Source organism: Roseimaritima sediminicola (assembly GCF_009618275.1).
Lineage (GTDB): Bacteria > Planctomycetota > Planctomycetia > Pirellulales > Pirellulaceae > Roseimaritima > Roseimaritima sediminicola.
Genome location: NZ_WIAD01000032.1, coordinates 45,669 through 67,119, shown reverse-complemented (window position 1 = coordinate 67,119; position 21,451 = coordinate 45,669). Strand labels below are relative to the sequence as shown.

Annotated in this window: 19 protein-coding genes; 7 read left to right on the top strand and 12 right to left on the bottom strand. The window is 60.6% G+C overall.

The genetic code is table 11. The features are described 5' to 3' along the window. Positions 1-119: 119 nt before the first annotated feature. Positions 120-1,466, bottom strand: a complete 1,347-nt coding sequence (gene hflX / locus GE027_RS15365) for a GTPase HflX (RefSeq protein WP_153558094.1) — start codon at positions 1,464-1,466, stop codon at positions 120-122. A gap of 307 nt (positions 1,467-1,773) precedes the next feature. Here hflX and GE027_RS15360 point away from each other — a divergent pair, with 307 nt between their 5' ends. From GE027_RS15360 to GE027_RS15345, 4 genes are all read left to right on the top strand, one after another. Further along, positions 1,774-2,226: a ferritin-like domain-containing protein gene (locus tag GE027_RS15360; protein WP_153558093.1), complete on the top strand. Its 453-nt coding sequence runs from the start codon at positions 1,774-1,776 to the stop codon at positions 2,224-2,226. A 324-nt stretch (positions 2,227-2,550) separates the two neighbouring features. After that, on the top strand, positions 2,551-3,780 hold the full coding sequence (gene hmpA / locus GE027_RS15355) for an NO-inducible flavohemoprotein (RefSeq protein ID WP_153558092.1): 1,230 nt from the start codon (positions 2,551-2,553) through the stop codon (positions 3,778-3,780). 161 nt (positions 3,781-3,941) lie between these two features. Beyond that, positions 3,942-4,226 (top strand): hypothetical protein, encoded by a 285-nt coding sequence (locus GE027_RS15350; protein WP_153558091.1) that lies wholly within the window; start codon positions 3,942-3,944, stop codon positions 4,224-4,226. A gap of 126 nt (positions 4,227-4,352) precedes the next feature. Then, positions 4,353-5,543, top strand: coding sequence for a CynX/NimT family MFS transporter (locus tag GE027_RS15345; RefSeq protein WP_153558090.1), 1,191 nt, complete (start codon positions 4,353-4,355; stop codon positions 5,541-5,543). An 11-nt stretch (positions 5,544-5,554) separates the two neighbouring features. Here GE027_RS15345 and GE027_RS15340 read toward each other — a convergent pair whose 3' ends face one another. The 6 genes from GE027_RS15340 to GE027_RS15315 all read right to left on the bottom strand — a co-directional run bounded on the left by GE027_RS15340 (position 5,555) and on the right by GE027_RS15315 (position 11,133). Next, complete coding sequence (locus GE027_RS15340) at positions 5,555-6,067, bottom strand: SMI1/KNR4 family protein (RefSeq protein WP_162006753.1); 513 nt, start codon at positions 6,065-6,067, stop codon at positions 5,555-5,557. Positions 6,068-6,177: 110 nt separating this feature from the next. After that, positions 6,178-7,218: an NADP-dependent oxidoreductase gene (locus GE027_RS15335; RefSeq protein ID WP_153558088.1), complete on the bottom strand. Its 1,041-nt coding sequence runs from the start codon at positions 7,216-7,218 to the stop codon at positions 6,178-6,180. Positions 7,219-7,388: 170 nt separating this feature from the next. Next, the gene (locus GE027_RS15330) at positions 7,389-8,168 is read right to left on the bottom strand and encodes a TVP38/TMEM64 family protein (protein WP_153558087.1); all 780 of its coding nucleotides are present in this window, start codon (positions 8,166-8,168) and stop codon (positions 7,389-7,391) included. 113 nt (positions 8,169-8,281) lie between these two features. Continuing rightward, on the bottom strand, positions 8,282-10,087 hold the full coding sequence (gene arsA / locus GE027_RS15325) for an arsenical pump-driving ATPase (protein ID WP_153558086.1): 1,806 nt from the start codon (positions 10,085-10,087) through the stop codon (positions 8,282-8,284). Positions 10,088-10,312: 225 nt separating this feature from the next. Then, positions 10,313-10,687 carry an arsenite efflux transporter metallochaperone ArsD gene (gene arsD, locus GE027_RS15320; RefSeq protein ID WP_153558085.1) on the bottom strand — a complete coding sequence of 125 codons (375 nt, stop codon included), beginning with the start codon at positions 10,685-10,687 and terminating at the stop codon, positions 10,313-10,315. 89 nt (positions 10,688-10,776) lie between these two features. Next, complete coding sequence (locus tag GE027_RS15315; RefSeq protein ID WP_153558084.1) at positions 10,777-11,133, bottom strand: ArsR/SmtB family transcription factor; 357 nt, start codon at positions 11,131-11,133, stop codon at positions 10,777-10,779. Positions 11,134-11,358: 225 nt separating this feature from the next. On the opposite strand from GE027_RS15315, the gene GE027_RS15310 reads away from it, so the two are divergent. Next, positions 11,359-14,694: a WD40 repeat domain-containing serine/threonine-protein kinase gene (locus GE027_RS15310; RefSeq protein WP_153558083.1), complete on the top strand. Its 3,336-nt coding sequence runs from the start codon at positions 11,359-11,361 to the stop codon at positions 14,692-14,694. A gap of 72 nt (positions 14,695-14,766) precedes the next feature. Here GE027_RS15310 and GE027_RS15305 read toward each other — a convergent pair whose 3' ends face one another. After that, the gene (locus GE027_RS15305; RefSeq protein ID WP_237607573.1) at positions 14,767-15,879 is read right to left on the bottom strand and encodes a hypothetical protein; all 1,113 of its coding nucleotides are present in this window, start codon (positions 15,877-15,879) and stop codon (positions 14,767-14,769) included. A gap of 169 nt (positions 15,880-16,048) precedes the next feature. Between GE027_RS15305 and GE027_RS15300 the strand changes: the two genes are divergently transcribed. Together GE027_RS15300 and GE027_RS15295 are read left to right on the top strand one after the other, a co-directional pair. Then, positions 16,049-16,699, top strand: coding sequence for an SOUL family heme-binding protein (locus GE027_RS15300; protein WP_153558082.1), 651 nt, complete (start codon positions 16,049-16,051; stop codon positions 16,697-16,699). Positions 16,700-16,794: 95 nt separating this feature from the next. Then, entirely contained in the window at positions 16,795-17,295 is a 501-nt protein-coding gene (locus GE027_RS15295) for a DUF421 domain-containing protein (protein ID WP_202617428.1), read from the top strand. A 25-nt stretch (positions 17,296-17,320) separates the two neighbouring features. Here the strand turns inward: GE027_RS15295 and GE027_RS15290 are convergent, their stop codons facing one another. The 4 genes from GE027_RS15290 to GE027_RS15275 all read right to left on the bottom strand — a co-directional run bounded on the left by GE027_RS15290 (position 17,321) and on the right by GE027_RS15275 (position 21,315). After that, entirely contained in the window at positions 17,321-18,484 is a 1,164-nt protein-coding gene (locus GE027_RS15290; RefSeq protein WP_153558081.1) for an endonuclease/exonuclease/phosphatase family protein, read from the bottom strand. A 175-nt stretch (positions 18,485-18,659) separates the two neighbouring features. Then, on the bottom strand, positions 18,660-19,889 hold the full coding sequence (locus GE027_RS15285) for an AI-2E family transporter (RefSeq protein WP_153558080.1): 1,230 nt from the start codon (positions 19,887-19,889) through the stop codon (positions 18,660-18,662). Positions 19,890-19,957: 68 nt separating this feature from the next. Further along, complete coding sequence (locus GE027_RS15280) at positions 19,958-20,329, bottom strand: YciI family protein (RefSeq protein ID WP_153558079.1); 372 nt, start codon at positions 20,327-20,329, stop codon at positions 19,958-19,960. 134 nt (positions 20,330-20,463) lie between these two features. Then, positions 20,464-21,315, bottom strand: coding sequence for a YciI family protein (locus tag GE027_RS15275; RefSeq protein WP_153558078.1), 852 nt, complete (start codon positions 21,313-21,315; stop codon positions 20,464-20,466). Positions 21,316-21,451 lie beyond the last annotated feature (136 nt).

Here is a 21,451-nt window from a genome sequence, read left to right as displayed (position 1 = left end):
GATCCCTTCGGGGTACCCATTAACCGGAGAGCCGTGTGCGGGAGAACCGCACGCACGGTTCGGAGGGAGGGGAGCCCGGCTCAACCGGGCTTCCCTACCCCTATCTCTGTGGCCCAGTCTTAAGCGACTTCGCTGGATTCGGATCCTCGGGAATCGTCCGCGGCGTCTTCGGCGGCGATGTCGCGTGCGTCAACTTCGCGGACGGCGAGCGCTCCGCGTTTGACTTCGCCCATGGCGCGGGCGGGCATCCGCACATGGACCGTGATGCGGTCCTCTTCGACCATTCGCGAAAGCACTTCGCCGTGCGCCGCGAGGTGGGCCAGCAGTTTGCCGTTGCTGGGATCGACCTCGACTTCCAGGTCCAGGAACTCACTGCCCAGAGCGTTTCCGACGGCGTCGCGAAGGGTGGCAAAGCCTTCGCCCGTCTTGGCGCTGACCTCCACGGCATTGGGGTACCGCTCGCGAACCCGCTGCAGCTGTTCCGGCGAATCGATCTGGTCGATTTTGTTCAACACCAACAGCGTGTCTTTCTGCTCGATACCGATCTCCTCCAGCACCTTGTAGACCGCGGTGATCTGATCGAAGACCTGCGGGTTGCTGGCATCGGCGACGTGCAACAACAAGTCGGCTTGCCGGGTTTCTTCCAGCGTGGCTTTAAAGCTGGCGACCAAGCCGTGGGGCAAGTCGCGAATGAATCCCACCGTATCGCTCAACAAGACCGAGCCCCAGTGGTTGATGTGCCAACGCCGCGTGCGGGTGTCCAGCGTCGCGAACAGTTTGTCGGCCGCCAGCACCTCGGCGTCGGTCAAGGCGTTCATCAGGGTGCTCTTGCCGGCATTGGTATAGCCGACCAAGGATACGGTGGCGGTGTCGCTGCGAGAGGCGACCTGCCGTTCGCGGCGGCGTTCCACCTTCTTCAGCTCCGTCTTCAGGTCGTGGATGCGTTTGGTTGCTAGCCGGCGGTCGACCTCCAACTGCTTCTCACCCGGTCCACGCATGCCCACCCCCATCGATTGTCGCGACAAGTGGGTCCACATGCGTTTCAGCCGCGGCAGCGAGTACTCCAGCTGGGCCAGTTCCACGGCCAGACGGGCTTCGTAGGTGCGGGCCCCGGCGGCGAAGATATCGAGGATTAACTCGGTCCGATCGATCACTTTGGTATCGATCGCTTTTTCCAGGTTGCGCACCTGCGCCGGCGAGAGGTCGTTGTCGACGATCACCAAATCCGCGTCTCGCAGTTTGACCGTATCGAGCAACTCCTCGACCTTGCCTTTGCCGAAGAACGTTTTCTGATCGGGACGATTGCGTCTTTGGATCAATTGTCCCACGACATCGGTGCCGGCCGTGATGGCCAACCCCTCCAGCTCGGCCAAAGGGTCACCGTCGACCGTCTGCTCGGGCTGGATCAAGCGTGCGAGGATACTGCGTTCGTTTTCCACACGCGTCAAACTGGTTTCATCGAGCACGATGGTATTGGCGGCCTCCGACCGGGATGGTTCAGCAATTGAGATTGAGGTTGCAGGTTTGGCCAGCAAGACGTGCCCCGCGTCGGAGCTTCGTTTTGCTCGGCCAGCACGTTCTGCCTCTTTCCTAGAGACATCTTACCCGCGACAGGTTCATTATACCCCGTGGTGGAAGCCTCCGGGTAGCTACAAAGTCGCTTTTTGAAGGGCTTCCAGGCCGCCGCTGCCCTCGTCGCCTCTTGACCAAAAGGCTAAGATGAACTGTTGAATGCCATCCCCTGCACCCCCCAACAATCAGGATAGATACGAAATGGACAACAAGGCAGTTATCGACGCGCTGAATGAGATCCTCAAACACGAATGGACCGGCGTGGCACAGTACTCGCAGGCCGCATTCATCCTGGAAGGCGTCTGGCGCGAAGTCTACGCGGATCATTTCCTCGACGACGCCAAAGAGTCCTTCGGACATGCCCAGTTGGTCGGCAACAAGATCGTCGCCCTCGGGGGCGTTCCGGTCGCCACTCGCAACGAAATCAAGCAGTCGCGCGACTTGAAAGAAGTCCTCGAATTCAGCTTGGCCTTCGAAGCCAAAGCCGTGGAGATGTACACCCAGGCCCTGGAGCTGGCCGAAGGCAATCGCGCTCTGGTCGTCTTCCTGGAAGACATCCTCAAGGAAGAGCAGGAAGGCGTCGACGAGTACACCAAACTGCTCCGCGACACGCCGGCCACGCAGAGCGAACTGGGCGACACCAAAGCCGGCTAAACGCGTTTCTAGGTAATCCTTCCGCGCTGCAGGGCAGCGCGGAAGTCTCTCGCGGCCGGGCCCGCCTCATCTAAACCCCGGCCAATGGTGCGCGCACGCCGGGCCAACACCAAGGTGAATGGCCCTGCGACGGCCCGCGTTTCCGTCCGCGTTTCCGCCCCGCTCGCGGTTGCGCCCCGACGGTGTCTGTGAACACGATCGACATCCCGGGAAAGTGCATCTTGACGTGCACGAATAAATGTGTACCTTTGGGTGCAGTAACGGGCGGTGTCCGATTCACCGTCCTCTCGCCCTGCCCCCTTTTATAGACAAGAGTCTTCTTCGATGCTGAGCGAACAAACGATCCGGATTGTCAAAGAGATCACGCCCGTGGTGGCGGCCAATGCGGAGACCATCACGCGACGGTTCTATGAGCGGATGTTCACGGCCAATCCAGAGGTCAAGGCCTTCTTCAATCAAGCTCACCAACACTCCGGCGGCCAGCAGAAGGCGTTGGCCGGAGCGATCTGCGCCTACTTTGCCCACATCGACAACCCGGCCGTGCTGATGCCGGCGGTCGAATTGATCGCTCAGAAACACGTGTCCTTGGGCATCAAAGCGGAGCATTATCCGATCGTGGGCAGCAATCTGCTCGGGGCGATCAAGGACGTGATAGGCGAAGCGGCGACCGACGAGATCGTCGACGCGGTGGCGGAGGCCTACGGATTTCTGGCCAACATCTTCATCGAACGCGAACAGGCGATCTACGACGAACAAGCTTCCGTACCGGGCGGCTGGAACGGGACGCGAACCTTTGTTGTCGCCAAGAAGGTGCCCGAGAGCGACGTGGTGACTTCGTTCTATCTGAAACCCGAAGACGAAGGCCCCCTGCCGCCGTTTAAACCGGGCCAATATATCACCGTTCACATCGACCATCCTCAGACGCCGACATCACCCCGCAACTACAGCCTGTCGGATTGCCCGAGTCAGCCGCACTACCGGATCAGCGTCAAGCGTGAAGCAAGTCTCACCGCCGACGCGCCCGACGGGCTGATTTCCAGCCATTTGCACGATAGCATCGACGAAGGTCACCGCATCGAACTGGGGCCGCCCTGCGGCGAATTCACGGTCGATCCGGACCGCGTTGCCCGGCCGGTCGTCTTGATTGCCGGCGGCATCGGCATCACCCCGCTGCTGTCGATGGCCAAATCGATCATCCATGCCAAGCCCGACGCGGAGCTCTACATCATCCAGGCCGCTCGCAACAGCAAAGTGCAAGCATTCGCTACCGAGCTCGCCCGGTTGGCCGAAACCGGACCGAATGTGCGGATCAAGTTGGTTTACGACGCACCACTACCAGGCGATACCGACAACGGCAATCTCGACGGTTTTGTGACGACCGATCTGTTGCGGGACTTCACTCCCTTTGCCGACGCCGAATTTTACTTCTGCGGCCCCAAAGCGTTCATGCAGAACGTCCATGCGTCCTTGGCAGAACTGGGTGTGGACGAGCACCGAGTTCGATACGAGTTCTTCGGTCCCAAGGAAGAACTGGCCGCGCCCGTGTCGGCCTGAGCCGGCCCGTTTGCGGACCATGCTCATTCGAAAGAACCGTTTGGAGGGTGCGGGATCGCTGCGCTATGAAAGGCTGGTACATCACTTGCAGTGTATGGTCGTCTCTTGAGGTCGATGGACGGCCTCGATTAACTGGACGTTTGATTTTGGGAGATACGACCATGGCAGATACCGCAACTCGGATGGGCTACGATTCCCGGCAACACGAAGCCGAAAAACATTCCGAAGGAACCGTCGCCTACAGCATCGAACAGCAGACGGCAAAGATTCCCTCGGATGCGTTTCTGTGGGCGGCGTTCGCCTCGATCGGCGGCTCGCTGCTGCTGCAGAGCATGGACCGCAAGAACGAGAGCCTGTTCGTCGGCCAATGGGCGCCGACGTTCCTGCTGCTCGGCTTGTACAACAAAGTGGTCAAGGTCGCCGGCTCGGATCGCGCGTCCGGTTAGGATTGGGCGCGTAGGGCGAACAGCGGACACGGTTTCGGCTTCCAGTCTGTGGCCTTTTAGGCAGGCTGGAAGCCCGCGCTTCGTCGTGGGCTTGAAGGCGAGTGGTGGTTATAAGACTCTACTCGCATGCAAGACCCATCTCGACTGTTCCGTATACTGCTGCTGGTCGCCGTTTTGCTGATCGCCTTGAATCTTCGGCCCGCGCTTGCCAGCGTGGGACCGCTGGTCGAGGATATCCGCGCGGCGACGGGGCTGAGCAGTTCCCGGCTGGGGCTGCTGACAACGCTGCCTCTGTTGGCCTTTGGCGTGATCTCCACATTGACGCCCTTGCTGACGCGCCGCTTTGGGATCGGAAGGACCCTGGTCGGCGCGATGGGCCTGTTGGCCGCCGGTGCGGCCCTTCGCGGGACGGATTCCCTGGTGGCCCTGTTTGCCGGAACCCTGCTGGTCGGCATCGCGATCGCCCTCGGAAACGTCTTGTTGCCGACGTTGACCAAACGCAATTTCGCGGCCCGCTCCGGCCTGGTAACCAGCTTGTATTCCAGCGTGATGGGACTGGGCGCTGCCTTAGCAGCCGGCGTCAGTGTCCCCTTGGCCGTTGATCTGGGCCTGGGATGGCGAGGTTCCCTGGCGGTCTGGGCGGCGCCCGCGGCCCTGGCCTGTATCGCCTGGATCCCGTTGGCTCCGCGCTTTGCGAGATCTCCGGCCGGTCGCAGCTTTGCCGCCGCGGTGCGGCATCTGGGTGGCTCCAAGCTGGCGTGGAGCGTGGCGCTGTTTATGGGCCTACAGTCGATGACATTCTATGTGGTTCTGGCGTGGTTGCCCGCGATTCTGATCAGTCGAGGGGCGGACGCCTCGCACGCCGGCTGGATGCTGTCCCTTTCGCAAGCGATGGGGATTTTGGGTTCGTTGATCTTGCCCACCTGGGCGGGACGCTACGCCGGCCAGCGCGGTTTTGTCTTGATTCTGACCGGGATGGAAATTGCGTCCCTGGTCGGTTTGATGATCGGAAACCCGTTCTGGTCGCCACTGTGGGTCTCGCTGATCGGCTTTGTCCTGGGTGGTTCCTTCGGTTTGGCACTCTTGTTTATCGTGGTCCGAGCTCACCATACCGAAACCGCGACCGAGCTGTCCGGGATGGCGCAGTCGATCGGCTATTCGATCGCCGCCTGTGGCCCGCCGATTTTCGGAGCCCTGTTCGACTATCGTGGCGACTGGCTGTGGGCCTTCCTTTTCCTATTGATGGTCGCCGCGGTGAAACTGGCCGCCGGCTTGGCGGCAGGCACCAACGCGCTGCTGGACCCGGCGGATGCGTAACCGCAGCAACCTCAAGCATCCAGTTCCGCTTCGGCTTCGTCGATCTGTTCCTCAAGCCACTCAGTGAAGGATTCGGCCCAGATTTCCAGATCATCCGGGTCCTGTTCCTCCGTCTCGTGGTCCCAAGTGACGATGGCGTAGTTGCCCTTTTTGTCCCGCTCCGACGTATTGAAACAGTGCAGGGTCATCGTGCCATCGTCAAAGAAGGCGACCAGCTGTTCCGGCAAGGCGACGCCGTGGGGCGGGGTGCGGCGATGCCCTCGGTTGGCTTCGACAAGATGCTCCGATTCGTCCACGTCCCCGGTCAGGACGTAGAGGTCCCAGAACGGCAACTGGTATCCTTCACACTCGGCGTGGAACTGCAAGTAATCGGCGGGCAAGCGGATTCCGAGCGACTCTTCAATTGTCGCGATCTGTGCTTTCGAGGGCGGCGTGTAGGGTTCGGGCGCGGCCACCTCTTCGGCCTCGATCGCAGCTCGGCAGACCTCTTTGTACCGCCGGATCACCTTTTTGGTTCTGGGCATCGTCCGCTCCATAACACTGGAAACTGGTACCGCCAAACGCCTACCTCGTCTCGGGTAATTCTACGGCACGGCGGCCTGCTCTGCAGCATGGGCGTCACCGAACCCGGCCATTACGACGCTTCGATGCGGACCAACGATTTGCCCAGATTGCTGCCTTCGAACAAACCGAGGAACGCGTCCGGTGCGTTTTCAAGGCCTTCGGTGACGGTTTCCTCCCAGACGATGCTGCCGTCCTTGATCAGCGGCGCCATCTCCGCGATGAATTCGTCTTGGGCATCGTCGTGATCGAAAACGAGGAAGCCCTCCATGCGGATGCGTTTGGCGATCAGTTTGAACAGATTGCGCGGACCCGCAGGCGGCTCGGTCGCGTTGTACGTCGCGATCATTCCACATTCGACGCAAACGCCGAACACGTTCATGCACTCGATCGCGGCCTCCAGATGCTCGGCACCCACGTTGTCGAAGTACACATCGATGCCATCGGGGGCGAGCGATTGGAGTTCTTCCGTCAGGTTGTCGACCTGTTTGTAGTTGATGACCGCATCGATACCGGCTTTGTCCTTCAGCCATTCGATCTTTTCCGGTCTGCCCGCGCTGCCGACGACCCGGCAACCATGAGCCTTGGCCAGTTGGCAGACGAGCGAACCGACGGCACCCGAAGCCGCGGAAACGAAAACGGTGCTGTTTGGTTTCCGCTCTTTCAGCTTCGCAATCCGGTTCAGTCCTGCCCAGGCAGTCAGGCCCGGCATCCCCAGCACACCTAGGTAGGACTGCAAGGGAGCGATATCCGGATCAACGATCCGAACGCCTTCGCCGTCGGACTTCCAGTACTCGCGCCAGCCCAGGTTGCCCAGTACATACTTGCCCTCCTTGAAATCCGAGTTCCGAGAGGCCACGACTTCGCCCACGCATCCGCCCTCGAGCGGCTGGTCGATCTCGAACGGCGGAACATAGCTTTCGCCCGCCTCCATCCGTCCCCGCATGTACGGGTCGACACTCATCCAGTGGTTCTTGACCAGGAACTGTCCCTCTTCGATCGGCGACAGCTCCACCGTCCGAACGCGAAAGTTGGCGGTCTCCGGCTTTCCTTCCGGACGCGAAACCAATTCGATCTGTTGAGACTTGGTCGTTTGGGCAGTGTTGCTCGACATCGGGGGGCTCCGGTCAGGTTCGAGGTTACGGATCAGGTTCGAGGTTACGGAAATTTACTTGTTCTGGACTGCAATTCTTATTCCGCTGGCCGTCACAATCGTCGACAAGCAAAGCGTTCATCCTGGGGCGTTCCCCTGGGCGTTCCTCTGGGCGTTCCCCTGGGGCGGAGTCAGCGTGGTTGTGCGTCCTCGACCTGTTCGTTCAGCTTTCGTTTTGCCAGTCGCGTGACGTACACGGTGACGGCGACGGTAGCCAACAGTCCCACGACCAACAGGGCCCACTGCAATGGCGAACGCTGGCGATCCCCCGCAATCGCAGACCCGGCCAAATGCCCGAGGTAGACGTACATGAACGTGCCGGGAAGCATCGCTATCCAGCTGGCCAACACATAGGGCCAGAAGGCGACCGGCGTCAGGCCGTACAGGTAGTTTTGCAGATTGAACGGGATCGCCGGTGACAGACGAAGCAAGGCCACAATCTTCCAGCCGCCCTCGGCGATCGCCTGATCGATGGCCCCAAAATGGCGATTACTCTGAGCCATTCGAGCAACCTTTTCTCGCGCTCCATAGCGCGCAATTAAAAACGCTATGGCGGCCCCGAGGGTCGAGCCTACAGACACCGTCGCGGTGCCCACACCCAATCCAAACATCGCACCGGCGACGAACGTCAAAATCGTTCCCGGCACAAACAGGACCGTCGCCACCACGTATAACCCGGCCAGCACGACCGGACCCCACATCCCCAGCCCGCCGATCCAACTCTCCAGCGAATCGGTAAGCTGATCCAGTGGCAGCATCCGCATCAGTAGCACCGCCGCGACGAGCAACAACAAGAGGCCGCCCCAACGAACACCCTTCCCGCGGTCCGTCCGCTCGCCGTTCGCATCCGGCGAACCGGTCTGCGACGCTTCTGTCTCCGATGATTCGGTTCCGGTCGCTTCAGTCTGCATCGCCAGGGCCAGGTTCGAGTGGGTGATCGACTTAATCTAACCGGCGGAAGGAGAACCGAACACGCGGGCTTTGCTCTGATCCTCTCTGGAACCTCTGACTCAGCCGGTTCGTCTCAGCGCCCGGACACTTCCGTCGCCGCGTCAGCGGTGATCCTCCGCAAGCCGGTGAGGCCCGTCGGTGGATGGGTCTGCCAAGGCACCAGGGCAACGCGGCTGGCCAGCGACTGCGTCACCTCTTCGACAAACGCCAGTTCGTTGTCCTGGCGACTGCGGAGCGTCGCGTCCGCAACGTCCAGTGGCACCAGGCTCTGGTTGATCACCCAGGCGTACGGTTCGATCGAGGCACGCCGCAAATCCTCTTGCAGTCTGGCAGCCTCGTGCACGGGGGTCGCTTCGGGCAAGGTAACGACCAACACACGCGTAAAATCCGAGTCGCGGAGACGGGGCAACAGGTGCTGTACCGCCTCGGGCATCTCGGCCGATTGCCGGGTAACTTCGCGATGGTAGGCCAGAGCGGAATCCAGCAGCAGAATCGTGTGTCCGGTCGGGGCGGTATCCAAGACGACAAACCGGCCCCGCCCCTGGTCGACCGCTTTGGCAAAGGCGCGAAACACCGCGATCTCTTCGGTGCACGGTGACCGCAAATCCTCTTCCAGCAGCGCCCGTCCATCGGCATCCAGATCCGCCGCGGCCGTCCGCAACACTTCGTCGCGGTAGTCCGCGGTTTCCTGCACCGGATCGATGCGTCCGACGGTCAGGCCGGCGAAGTCGTCCGCGGCGATCGTCGCGGCAACATGCGCTGCGGGGTCTGTGGTGGAAAGGTGAACCTCAAATCCGCGCTCGGCCAGGGCCACGGCAACGGCCGCGGCAATGGTTGTCTTGCCGACCCCGCCTTTGCCCATCGTCAGGATGACGCCATGGCCGGCGTCCGCCAGGTCATCGATCAATTCGCTAACACGCTCGCCCTGGAGGTCGCGGTGCTGGTCGCCTCCCGTTCCGGTTGGTGATGGAAGCTGCGAACCGCTCGCCGGCGACGGACCGTCGGTGTGCACGCTTCGCAGCGCCTCGATGCCGATCAGGCTGTGGCCGGCCAGCGGAACGGTCGATCGCTGCAGCCCCCGCAGCGTCTCCGGCATGCCGCCGATGGCGTTGTCGGTACGCTCCTGCATCGCCACCGCAACCCGGTCCGACGTCGACTGGGCCTCGAAAACGCCGTTGACGATCAGGTGCTGGTTGGCGACACCCAGATTCCGCAGCTCCGAACTCGTTCGGTCGGCTTCGCGAAACGCTGAGGGTTCCGGCCGGGCGACCAAGACCAGCGTGGTCGCCCGGGCGTCGGCGAGCGTCTCGACCGTCTGGCGATAGACCGCAGCCTGGGCCTGCAGTCCCGCCAAGGGCCCCAGACAGGACGTACCGGTCGTGTTGGCCTCGATGTAACCGGTCCAGGCCGACGGCAATGTCAACAGCCGCAGGGTATGCCCGGTGGGTGCGGTGTCAAACACCACATGGTCGAACTGTGCCGTCGCCTGCTCGTCACCGAGCAGCTTGGCAAACTCGTCAAAGGCCGCAATCTCAATCGTGCACGAGCCGGAAAATTGCTCTTCCATGCTTTGCACGGCCGCTTCGGGCAACACCCCGCGATACGGTCCGACCATCCGCTCTCGATACTCCGCCGCGGCCGCCTCCGGGTCGAGGTTCAAGGCGAGCAGGTTCGGTACCGATTCGACCGGCGTGGGCTGCGTACCCAGCTCGGTGCCCAACACCTCGTCCAGGTTCGAAGCCGGATCGGTCGAAACCAACAGTACCCGCCGGCCGCGATCCGCCAACCGTACCGCCGTCGCACAGGCCATCGACGTCTTGCCGACTCCGCCTTTTCCGGTGAAGAACAGGTTGCGTGTGGGAGAATCAAGAAAACTCATTGCGAAGGGCCTGAACGTTGCGAAGGTGTCGGGTGTTAAACGTGGTGTCGGGTGTTAAGCACGTCGCAACATTTCATTCGGCTTTACTCTCCCGCTGCGCGGGAGGGTGTTGTCGCGGGGTTTCACCGAAAGATTCATGCCGACGTGCTTAAACGTGGTGCCGGGGGTTAAACGTGGTGTCGGGTGTTGGACGTTGCGAAGGTGTTGAACGATGAACGAGCGAGATCAACAGCACCCTGGCGTGCCCCCGCAGCAACCCGAGTCGGCAGCGGTGGGCAGCGAGGTTTTGGCTTTCATGGTGGTCCCGGTCCACAACGCGAGGTTTTCTCGCGAGGGATACTCGCTGCGGCTGACCACGCGATCCTCCACGATCACCAGCGGCAGACACTCGACGCCCTCCTCGTCCAACAAGCGTTGGACGGTCGGGTTCTGGGCGAACCGGGCCGGGTCCTGGGCGAGATTCAAACGCTCCACGTCGTGGCCCTGCGATCGCAACCAATCCAGGTCGGCGGCGAAACGCGGCAACACCGGATCGACTTGGGGGCCGCACACGCCGGTAGAACAGCACAGGGCTTTATCGAATACTTGGACTCGGGTCATCGGGTCATCCTTTGGGGGTAACGGAATCGAAAACTCTAAAAACGTCTATCGACGATCAACGATAGGTCGGGCCAAGAAAAAAAGACCGATTACAGTTCCGCAATCAGACCTTTCAATCTCTCCAGCCGCTCGGGGTGGATGCAGTAGCAGACCTTGGGGCCATCGACTTCGCCCTGAATCAGCCCCGACTTCTTGAGGATCTTCAGGTGCTGCGACACGGTCGACTGCGCCAGCGGCAAGCAGTCGACGATCTCGCCGCACATGCAGGCTTGGCGACCGATCAGGAGCCGAACGATTTGCACCCGAGCCGGATGAGCGATCGCCCAAGCCAGCCCGGCGAGCTCCTCTGCCGTCGCGTCCGCTTGCAGGTGAACCGGAGCCGAGTCGCAGCGCTTCGCAGCGGCTTTTTCCGGGGTCGTCGTCGCGGTCGTCCTTTTCTTCGCCATCGGATCCTCTCGTTCGTTGATCTACGATGGACGATAGGCTGCAGCGGCCCGGCGGTCAATCCTGCTTCTGCCACGTTTTAGCTCGCACTGTAAAACCGCTCCGAACCGCCGCGGGTGCGTTTTGACAGGCCCCCAAAGGACGGGTAGACTTTAGTCCCGAAGCGTCGTTCGCCGCAGTGGCGGCGTCGGCTGCCGCGCTTTGAACTTGTCTACCGAAAAAAAACGATGGCAGACGAACCCACAATCGATTCGGGCTCGACCATCGCCGGCAGGGTCGCGCAGGACAATGGCCGGCTGGATTTTTCTCTTCACGCGGACACGGCGGCGGCGACCAGTCCTGAAACCGGCCCGGAAGTGATGCGGGCAACCGCCCCCAGAAGTCGTCTCGGGGACTACAAGATCGTCCGGGAAATCGGCCGGGGCGGAATGGGCATCGTCTTCGAGGCGATTCAGTTGTCGTTGAATCGCCGCGTGGCCCTGAAGGTCCTGCCGCTGGGGTGCGAGACCAGTCCCACGCGAATCGAACGCTTTGAACGCGAAGCCCTGGCGGTCGCGCATCTGGAACATCCGCGCATCGCCAGCGCGTACACGCACGGAAAACTCGAAGGCGTGTACTGCTTGGCGATGCAGTATATCGACGGCGAGAATCTCTCTCGATTTGTGTCGCGGCAACGACGCTTGCTCAGCGGATCGGAGCGACCGACCAGCGACCGAGACACCGTGGCGGAGAGATCGCACAGCGAGCCTGCGGCGGTCGACCCAGCGAGTGTCCGGCGACCGGAAATCAATCGCCAGGCATCGCCGACGGAGTATTTTGCGGCGGTCGCGACGATGGGCTATCAAGCCGCCGATGCGATCGCCTACGCGCACGGGCAGGGCATCATCCACCGGGACATCAAACCCTCGAATCTGATCTTGGATCGTGATGGAAACCTTTCCATTGCGGATTTCGGTCTGGCCCTGATGGACTCCAGCGACGCGCTGACGGCGACCGGCCAACCGCTGGGCACGCTGCGATACAGCAGTCCCGAACAGGCGGTCGGCGACCGCGAGATCACCGCCGCGACGGACATCTATTCCTTGGGTGCAACCCTTTACGAACTGGCTACGCTCCGTCCTCCCTATCTGCAGCTGAGTCCCGTGGCGATGCTGCACCAGATCATCGAACGGTCACCGGTCGCACCCCGAGTGTTGGATCCGAGCGTGCCGGCGGACCTGGAATGCATCATCCTCAAAGCGATGAGCAAACGCCCGCGGGACCGCTATGCCAGCGCCGCCGAACTGGCCGCGGACCTGCAGCGTTTCGTCAATCACGAACCCATTCTCGCTCGACCACCATCGGCAATCCGCCTGGGGCTCCATTGGTTTCGCCGCAATCCGCTTTACGGCATGACGGTCCTGCTGGCGGTGTTGTTGTTGTTGACCGTCCTGGGGGAATTAATTGTCCTGAATCTCCAGCGTTCACGATTTGTACGAGAACTGTCGACGAAGAACGTCCAGTTGCAGGACCTGCTGGAAAAGAAGCGGCGGGAGTCGTTGGTGCTCGAGCAGCAGCGCAGCGAGCTGGAGTCCCACTATTACGCGGCCGAGATGGAGTCGCTGGGCCGACTGGTCCAGAACAAGCAGTTTTCGGCCCTAGCGAGGCAACTCGAACAGGATCGCCGGCTCCGCCCTGGCCGGCAGACTTCGCATGGCTTCCTCGCCCGTTATCTGCGCTCGTTTGTCAATCCATCCGTGCAAACGTTACGTGCGCATGACGATCCGGTTCTCTCGTCGGCCTATTGCCAGAGGCGGTCGGTTCTGGTCACAGGCGATAAGAACGATCGGATCTTGGTGTGGGACACTCGTTCCTGGCAGGTGATTGCGGAGATGGCTTTTCCCGGCGAGGTCCGGGACCTGGAGTTTTCGCCCGATCAAAATCTGCTGGTCGCCGCCGGCAGCGGTGGAGAGTTGCGGATTTTCCGATGCGACGATTGGCAACTGGTCCACGGGATGGTCGAACACCAAGACGCGATCCAGGGCATCGCGTTCACGCCCGATGGCAGGCAGCTGATCTCCGGTGCGAGGGACGGCCGGGTGATTTTCTGGGATACCACGACTTGGCGACCAACACGCACCACCGACGCCCACGATAAGGTGTATGACGTCAGCGTCTCGGGCGACGGAATGTGGTTGGTCACCTCCGGCAGCGATTGCCGGACCAGGGTTTGGAAGATCGCCACCGGCGAACTTGATGGCGACTTCTGCCAGCACGAGCAAACGGTTCTCAAGACGGCGATTTCCCGCGATGGCCGCCTGATTGCCAGCGGCGGTTACGACGATCGCGTCGTCATCTGGGACCGAGAATCCAAAGAGCAGTTGGCGCGTGTGTCGATAGACGAACAAACTTGGTGCTTGGAGTTTCTGCATGACGAAAACGTTTTGGCGGTCGGCACCAACTTTGGCACCGTCTGCTTGTTCGATTTAGACAATCCTCGCCAGCCGGAGCTGAGCCGCGAAATTCACGCGGAGTCCGGTTGGGTGCGGTCCTTGTCGTGGCTAGAAGGTCAAGACCTGCTGGCGACCACGGCGCAGGATGGCAGCATCCAGCTTTTCAAAGGGCCGGTGGCTCCCGTCCATCGCCGGTTCGCCACGCCAACCGTCCGCCAGATCCGCTTCTCGCCAGACGGAAAGCAATTCGCGGCCGCCGAGTACGACGGCGGCTTTGCGGTTTACGAAGCGTCCGCCCCACAGCGGGCAACGCCCATTCGATTGGACCCGCAATGGGAAGGACTGATCGACAAGGTCCGGCAGGTCAGCTATCTACCCGACGGTCGGCTTCGCATCTCAGCCATTCGAAATGACTATCGTGCGGTGCTGGTCATGACGATCGACCAAGGCCAGAGACAGTCTCACGAACTTCATTTCGACGCCGATCTGGAACGTTTCTTTCTCAGCGCCAATGGGCGACTTGGTGTGAGCGTTGAAACGAATCGCCGCTTGACCCTCTGGGACCTCCACTCGTTCACCGCGATCACTTCGTTCCACACCCCCGACAAGGTCAACGATGTGGCCTTCTCGCCGACCGACGCGAATTGCCTCGCGATCGCTTGTCGGGCGGGTGACAAAGGCTACAGCGACATTTTCTTAAAGGACGGCGATCATCCATCGCTTCAGCAGCCATTGTTTCACCAGACCCAGCACGGACTCTATACGCTCGACTTTTCACCGGACGGAACGACGCTGGCCGCAGCCGGCTATTACGGTCGGATTCTGCTTTGGGACGTCTCCACACGAGAACCCGCCGGCAGCATAGAGGCCGGCGAACAGATCGTTTCGCTGTGTTTCTCAAACGATGGCAGGCATTTGGCCACGGGCGGTAACCAACTGAAACTTTGGCATGTGCCCACCGGCCGCATGTTGATTCACTTGGGACCCAAGTACGAATGGAAACGCTACGAGACGCTCGCGTTCGCTCCTGACAACCGCGTGCTGGTGACGGCCGCCGATCGCGTCGAGCATTCGGAATTGCACCTCTTTGGTACCCCGGAAAGGCCACGAGAGGAATCGCCCCAGCCGTAATACCAAATTTTGCCGGCGATTCTCTGCCGCGTTTGTCGCAGGGTTGCACCGAGAGATGCACGTTCGACGTGCTCAGCGAGGCTCTTTGCCCGACGGTCCGATGTACTCCTTCGCGATGACCACGTTATCAAAGCTGACGATGTTCTTGGTCTGCTTCGTCCAGCGATCGGTGACGTAGCTTTCCAAGGTAAACGCATTGGCGAACAGATTGGGGCTGGTTCGCCAATTAATCCCACTCCAGTGACCACGCAGCTGGCCGTCGATCCAGTAGGCCTGTTCGCCGTCGCTCTCTCCGGACGTGTTGTGCTGGAGCATAAACTCGACACAAATCCAAGTGCCTCGCGGGATGTTCGGTTGGGAGGCCGGCCGAAAGCCATTGCCCCAGTACTTGCCATCACCGCTAGCCTTCATTGTGTGCCAGTAACTGTAGAAATTCCAGCGACCCGGCGGAGCCCACCGGCCCCAGTTGCCCCAAGGCTCGATCGCGGTCGAGAAGCGTTCGTCTCCGTTGGGACGCTCGCCCGCTCCGCCGAAACCGCTCCACCTGTCCGCACCCTGCAGCGACTTGTTGGCTCGCAGCGTACAGAAATGATGCACGTAGTCGCAGTCTTCATCGAATTTGGTGTAGAAACGGATGAACAGACGGTCGGCCGACTCGAACCATTTGGTGAACCCACCGCCGGTATTCTTGCCCAACGTCGCGGTCACCTGCAGCGATCGTTTGCCCAATACGTTCTGGGACGTCAGAACGTTCTGGGACGTCGGAACGTTCTGGGACGTCGGAACGTTCTGGGACGTCGGGCGCTTGGCGGACGCCGGATCGACGTAGGCCAGCACACCGCCTCGGTCGCGCACTTCATCCCAGCGTTCTCCGAGGCCTCCGGTTTCGAAGTTGTCGGCGAAGATCACCGCCGGGTGCTCGGCAATCTTTTCATCGCCGGAATAGTTGGCCGCCAACCCTGTGCCCGCGGGCAGGGGACTTTCGTCGACCTGTTCGATTTCGGGCCCCGTTTGAGCGGAGGCGGGAGCCGGTGCACCGAAGCCGCCGGGCAGAAGAAGGACCGTCAGAGAGATCGCGGCCCGCGAAAACACAGCCCGCGGAAAGGCGATCGGCGAAAAGGCAATCGGCCGGGCCGCGGCCGAGCAGGTCCGTTCGCTTCGATCGATGTCAGGAACACTTCGCACGGCAACATCCTTTCGACGGCTATTCGCAACGGGAGGTGAACAGACCGATTGTAGCCGTTTCCGTCCCGGTGATGGCACAGTAGTTGCTTTAAAGCACAGTCGTCTCGCTTGGGCCGTTGGCGTGGCAGCCTCTTCATGAACGGCAACTTACACGCTGGAGCCGGTTCGGATGACGAGATACACACGCTATTTTGCAAGCTTGATCGGGCTTGCCGCGATCGGGGCGTGCGCGTGGGCACAGACCGAACGCGAGGGGTATGAGTCAGCCGGTTACAAGGTCATCGAATCCGATGGTGCTATCGAAATCCGCGAGTATCCCGACCTGATGCTCGCGGCAACGGATTCCAAATCGGACGCCACAGACCGCGACGGCAGCTTCATGCGACTGTTTCAGTACATCAGCGGAGCCAACGAGGCCGAACAGAAAATCGCCATGACGACCCCCGTCTTCATGGAAGGCGAACTCGGCCAGTCCAGCGGCTCGATGGGGTTCGTCATGCCTGCCGAAGTCGCGGCGCAGGGGCCACCCGACCCGAACAACGATCAAGTGAAACTGCGAAAACGCAAAGGCGGACGGTTCGCGGTCATCCGCTTCTCGGGTCGGCTCGATGCAGAACTTGCGAAGAAGCAAGAAGCCAAACTTCGCCAGTGGATGAAATCCCGCGAGTTGCAAGCAGAACCGTCGGCCGAAGCCGCCGGTTACGATCCACCCTTCACACCGCCACAGCAGCGCCGCAACGAGATCTTGATCAGGGTGAAGTCTGATGCGGCCGCAGATGGGGACGCCGACGTAAAGGCGAAAACCGAAGCAGAGGAATGACGCGTCAGAAAACAGCACTCTCTCTTCTTCCGCATTACCACGAGCCGATCATGATCGACTGGACCTGGCTATCAACTACTTGGAAAGAGCTGCTCATGGTCCTGCTGTCAGGACTGGGCATCTATGTGACGCTGCTGCTGCTGACGAGGCTGTCCGGACTGCGAAGTTTTTCGAAGATGTCCAGTTTCGACTTCGCGATCACCATCGCCTTCGGGTCCGTGATCGCTTCGACGTTGCTGACCAAATCGCCCTCCTTGGCCGCCGGTTGTTTCGGACTGGCCGTGCTGTTTTTGATTCAGTTCATCGTTTCGCGGAGCCGACGACTGGCGGGATTCGTCGAGGCCGTCGTCGACAACGAGCCGATGTTGCTGATGGCCGGAGAGCGGATTTTGGAAGACAATCTAACGCGGGCTCGGGTGACGAATAAGGATTTACTGTCTCACCTGCGGATCGCCGGCGTCACGCACCCCAAGCAGGTTTTTGCGGTGGTGATGGAATCCACCGGCGACGTCGCTGTCCTGAAGAACTCCGATCAGATTGACCCCTCGCTGTTCGCCGGCGTACGCGGCTCGGAACAGTTGAACTACGACGCGTAAACCGTGTTACGACGCGTAAACCGTGTTATATGGGGTCTTCCTGCTCGATCTCTTCACCCTGGTCGTCGACGGCGCTTCCCTGGGTATTCTCACTTTCCTCCGCTCGTTCAATTCGTCGGTTGGCTTTTCTTTTGTCCCCGGCTTGCTGCTGCAGGGGATCGTGCCGTTGGGAGGCGGACGGCGCAAGTCGTAGTTCAACGAGGATCGGAAAGTGATCCGAGCCGACATCCGGCAACCGTTCCAACCGGTTTAGCGTGAAGTGAGTCGAAAAGAAAACGTGATCCAACGGAAACCGCAGGTACGGACGCGTTGCATCGAAGGAGTTGTACATGCCGCGACCGCGTCGGGGATCCAATAATTGGCTGGTCCGCAGGAACAGACGCGTGGTACGCGACCAAGCCACGTCGTTCAAATCACCGCCGATAACGACCGGCCGTCTCTCATCGTCTAATTCACGACCCCACAGAATCAGTTCCGCGTCGCGAGCCGTAGCAGACGTGTCGCGGATCGGCACTGGCGGTCGCGGATGCACCGCGACGAAGCGGAAAGCTTCTCCGTTCTCGAGCCGGATGATGGTATCGATTGACGGGATATCCTCCTGGACCAGATACCGTACTTCCTGTGATTCGATCGGCAAACTGGACAGCAGCGTCATCCCATACCAGTTGTCCTGAGGCACCTCCACACGGTGCTGGAATGTTTCAAACAACGGTGCCATGCCTCGCATCCAATCCTGATTCACTTCCAGAGCGACCACCAGATCCGGAGCGGCGTCCTGGATCGCCCGCGTCCAACGTTCGAACTCTTGGTTCTCCATTTTGACATTCGAAAAGACGATCCGGACTACGTTGGGATCGCCGGCATCGATCGGCAGTAGAGCGGTCTCGGTCGCTTTGGCTTGAGTCGCCGCCAACACGGTATACGGGTAGATCCGGTAGCCATGCCAAACGCTGAGGAACAGAGTCATCCCCAGGGCGACGCCGCTGATCCACCGCGACCAGGTTTGCGAGAAATACTGGACGATCAGGACGACGCCGAACAGCAGATACGCCACCGCCACGATTTGGACCCGAGGAAAATCCCAACCGCGGACGAACCAATGAGCGCTGGAGCTGAGGTTCAGCAGCGAACCGGCCGAAAGAAAGGCAAGACCGGCCAGGGCGGCGATCAGAATGATGCGAGAAAACATGGCCGGGGTCCTTAAACAAACGGCTGGGTGTTAACGCAAATGGCAGCCGGTGACGGGATTTCCGGTGACGGGTTTCCCGGCGATGGGGCACGTCCGAAGATCTCTGGCAAGACCAGCATTCCAACGCGTGGATGGTTCTCAAACGTGTGGTTTCTCCCGATCGTCGACAGCGAAGTTAATTCTTTGCCTCGGCGCCCCGTTCTTCACCGGCCGGGGGAGGCTCGCCGCCGGCAAGAAACTCGCTGATCGGTTCCAACGGTTCGACGTGGTCGCACAGCGTCTTGACCGTCACCAGAATCGGAACGGCGATGATCATTCCCGCGATCCCCCACAAAAATCCCCAGAACGCCAGGGATAGAAAAATCACTACCGGGTTGAGGTTCAAACGGTTGCCGATCGTCAACGGGGTGACGATATTCGCTTCGACGATGTTCAATCCGAGGACGACCAGCGGCGGCACCGCGGCCATCCACAGTTCGTCAAAGGACAGCAGCCCGACGAGGGCCAGGACGATCATCGCCATCCCCGGACCCAGATACGGGATGAAATTCAAGGTGCCGACCAGCACGCCCCACAAGATGGGACTGGGCACGCCCACCATCCACAGCAACAGGCTGGCGGTGGCACCGAGGCCCATATTGATCAACGTGATCGTTCCCAAGTAATAGGAAACGTCGCATTCGATCTGCCGAAAAATCTCCACCGCCAGACGCTTGTCATGCAGCGTCGGTAGGACCCGCACCAATTTGTGCAGGAACAGTTCGTCGGAACATACCAGGAACAACAGCAGGATAAAGGCGGCCAACAATCCCGCGCTGGTCGATTGCACATAACCAATCGCCGATTCCAACAGCCCGGGCCCGCGGATCGTCACCGCGGGCGGGGCTTCGGTGTCGGCGGTCACCTGTTCGACCTCCCGAGCCGTCTCCTGCACCTGCTCGATCGGCTGCGACGCTTCTCGCAGTTTCTCTTTCAAGCTGCCGATGCGTTGCCGAGCGTCCTGGGCAAAACTCGTCGCCGGGATACTCAAGGTATACAGTCCGAAGCCCAGGCCGCTGACCAACAGCACAATCAGAATCAGACCGCTGACCGGACGTGGAATGCCGCGGCGGTGCGTCCAACGTACGATCGGCGAGAGCAAGAAATTGACGAGGACCGCAACGACGATCGGCAGAATCAGTTGCTTGGCGAGATAAAGAAAACCGAGCAGCGCCAGGGTGAACAGCCCGGTCAGCATCACGGCCGATATCGAGATCGGCTTGCGGAGGCCCTTCAGCTGAGTGACGTCGGAATACTCGTCGCTTTCACCGCCTTGCAGAAGGGATTCCGGGTCTTCGGTTTCTTCCCGCTCTTTTCGGCCGGTCGGCTTTCGGTCGCCAGAGTTCCTTCTTGATTCGGTCGTCATAGAAACATTCCGATCCGCCCAGCACGGCGATTGGCAGCACCGTGATCTTGGCTTGCGAGTAGTTAGGCCTACTCATGATCGTAGCAGCTCCCGGAGGGCTCTGGCAGCGGATAGATCGGCCGAATCTCAACGGTCCCCTTGTGAGCAGGCGGAAGCCTGCCAGCGATGGCGATGGCTTCGTCCAGGTCCTCGACATCGATGATGTAATAACCGCCCAGTTGTTCCGTCGTTTCCGCGAAAGGTCCATCGGTGATCTGCCGCCGGCCTTCGCGGACGCGTACGCTGGTCGCCGTATCGACCGGGTGCAGCGGCGAGGAGGCGATCCATTTGCCTTCGGCTGCCAGTTCCTTGCAAATCGCCATCGATTCGCGCATGCACCCTTCGCGTTCGTCCTCCGTCCAACTGTCCTCGGCACCGTAGATCAACAGCATATACTTCATCGTCCTAGCCCTCGTAAGCTTGCGTCTGTTTCGCAACGTCCAGCTCGACCATTTGCGGCATCGCTGTTCGCATAAGTAAATTCCTTTAGTGTTCTCTTCCTTGCTTGCCTCCAGCTGTTTCCCGCTGTGGCGGTTCAACCTTGCGGCTCCGCGCAGGGCACCATGACCATCCAGCCCACACCGAACTTGTCGGTGACCATGCCGTAGCGTGGCGACCAGAAGGTTCTGTCCAGCGGCATGTCGATGTTTCCGCCCTCGGCAAGGGCGGCGAAGACACGGTCGCATTCCGCTTCGGACTGGACCGACAGCGAAAGTCGAAAACCTGCAAAGTTCGCGCGGTCGCCGCATCCATCGGATGCCATCAGCGTCATCTCGCCGACTCGGAACGCGGCGTGCATCACCTTATCTTCGGATCCCGGCGGGACCACGTCTTCGGGAAGGGGGGCGGGACTATCCTTAAAGCGCATCAACATCGTGACGACCGCGCCGAGCGATTCCTGGTAGAACTCCAGTGCCTCTTCGCAGCGACCGGAGAAGAACAGATAGGGCTGGACGACCGTGGACTGCAGGGCCAGCGTGGTCCGGAGCGCGTCTTCGCTTGCCGCCACCGATCCGTCGGGGTCGTTTTCGGCAAAGTCCTCCATCTGATACACCAGCCGGATTTCGATTCCCGATTCCTCCGGCATCGGATTCGGACATCGCTTGACCCACTCGACGGCCTGCTCCATGGAATCAACTTGCCACAACCAGTAACCGGCGATCAATTCTTTGGTTTCCGCGAACGGACCATCGACAACCGTCCGCTCGCTGCCGCGGAACACCACTCGTTTGCCCTCCGCCGTCGGTTTTAATCCTTCGCCCGCCTGCATGATGCCGGCTTTGACAAGTTCCTCGTTGTACTTGCCCATCGCTTCGAGCAACTCGGTGCTGGGCAATTCGCCCGCTTCGGAACTCGGTGTAGCCTTGACGATGACCATAACTTTCATAGCGTTCTCTTCTTGTTGTCGAGGTTCTTCGGCTGGCGGGAGATCACTTGATCATTCCCGTCTACCTGCTTCGTCGATCGGCGAAGCCTAGCATCGACAACCGCGCAGAAAGTTTTCGGGAATTATTCCTCCCAGC

Bases quoted from the DNA above. Each gene is read 5' to 3' on its own strand.
- GE027_RS15360 (WP_153558093.1), top strand. From the start codon at position 1,774: ATGGACAACAAGGCAGTTATCGACGCGCTGAATGAGATCCTCAAACAC.
- hmpA (WP_153558092.1), top strand. From the start codon at position 2,551: ATGCTGAGCGAACAAACGATCCGGATTGTCAAAGAGATCACGCCCGTG.
- GE027_RS15350 (WP_153558091.1), top strand. From the start codon at position 3,942: ATGGCAGATACCGCAACTCGGATGGGCTACGATTCCCGGCAACACGAA.
- GE027_RS15345 (WP_153558090.1), top strand. From the start codon at position 4,353: ATGCAAGACCCATCTCGACTGTTCCGTATACTGCTGCTGGTCGCCGTT.
- GE027_RS15340 (WP_162006753.1), bottom strand. From the start codon at position 6,067: ATGCCCAGAACCAAAAAGGTGATCCGGCGGTACAAAGAGGTCTGCCGA.
- GE027_RS15335 (WP_153558088.1), bottom strand. From the start codon at position 7,218: ATGTCGAGCAACACTGCCCAAACGACCAAGTCTCAACAGATCGAATTG.
- GE027_RS15330 (WP_153558087.1), bottom strand. From the start codon at position 8,168: ATGCAGACTGAAGCGACCGGAACCGAATCATCGGAGACAGAAGCGTCG.
- arsA (WP_153558086.1), bottom strand. From the start codon at position 10,087: ATGAGTTTTCTTGATTCTCCCACACGCAACCTGTTCTTCACCGGAAAA.
- arsD (WP_153558085.1), bottom strand. From the start codon at position 10,687: ATGACCCGAGTCCAAGTATTCGATAAAGCCCTGTGCTGTTCTACCGGC.
- GE027_RS15315 (WP_153558084.1), bottom strand. From the start codon at position 11,133: ATGGCGAAGAAAAGGACGACCGCGACGACGACCCCGGAAAAAGCCGCT.
- GE027_RS15310 (WP_153558083.1), top strand. From the start codon at position 11,359: ATGGCAGACGAACCCACAATCGATTCGGGCTCGACCATCGCCGGCAGG.
- GE027_RS15300 (WP_153558082.1), top strand. From the start codon at position 16,049: ATGACGAGATACACACGCTATTTTGCAAGCTTGATCGGGCTTGCCGCG.
- GE027_RS15295 (WP_202617428.1), top strand. From the start codon at position 16,795: ATGGTCCTGCTGTCAGGACTGGGCATCTATGTGACGCTGCTGCTGCTG.
- GE027_RS15290 (WP_153558081.1), bottom strand. From the start codon at position 18,484: ATGTTTTCTCGCATCATTCTGATCGCCGCCCTGGCCGGTCTTGCCTTT.
- GE027_RS15285 (WP_153558080.1), bottom strand. From the start codon at position 19,889: ATGACGACCGAATCAAGAAGGAACTCTGGCGACCGAAAGCCGACCGGC.
- GE027_RS15280 (WP_153558079.1), bottom strand. From the start codon at position 20,329: ATGAAGTATATGCTGTTGATCTACGGTGCCGAGGACAGTTGGACGGAG.
- GE027_RS15275 (WP_153558078.1), bottom strand. From the start codon at position 21,315: ATGAAAGTTATGGTCATCGTCAAGGCTACACCGAGTTCCGAAGCGGGC.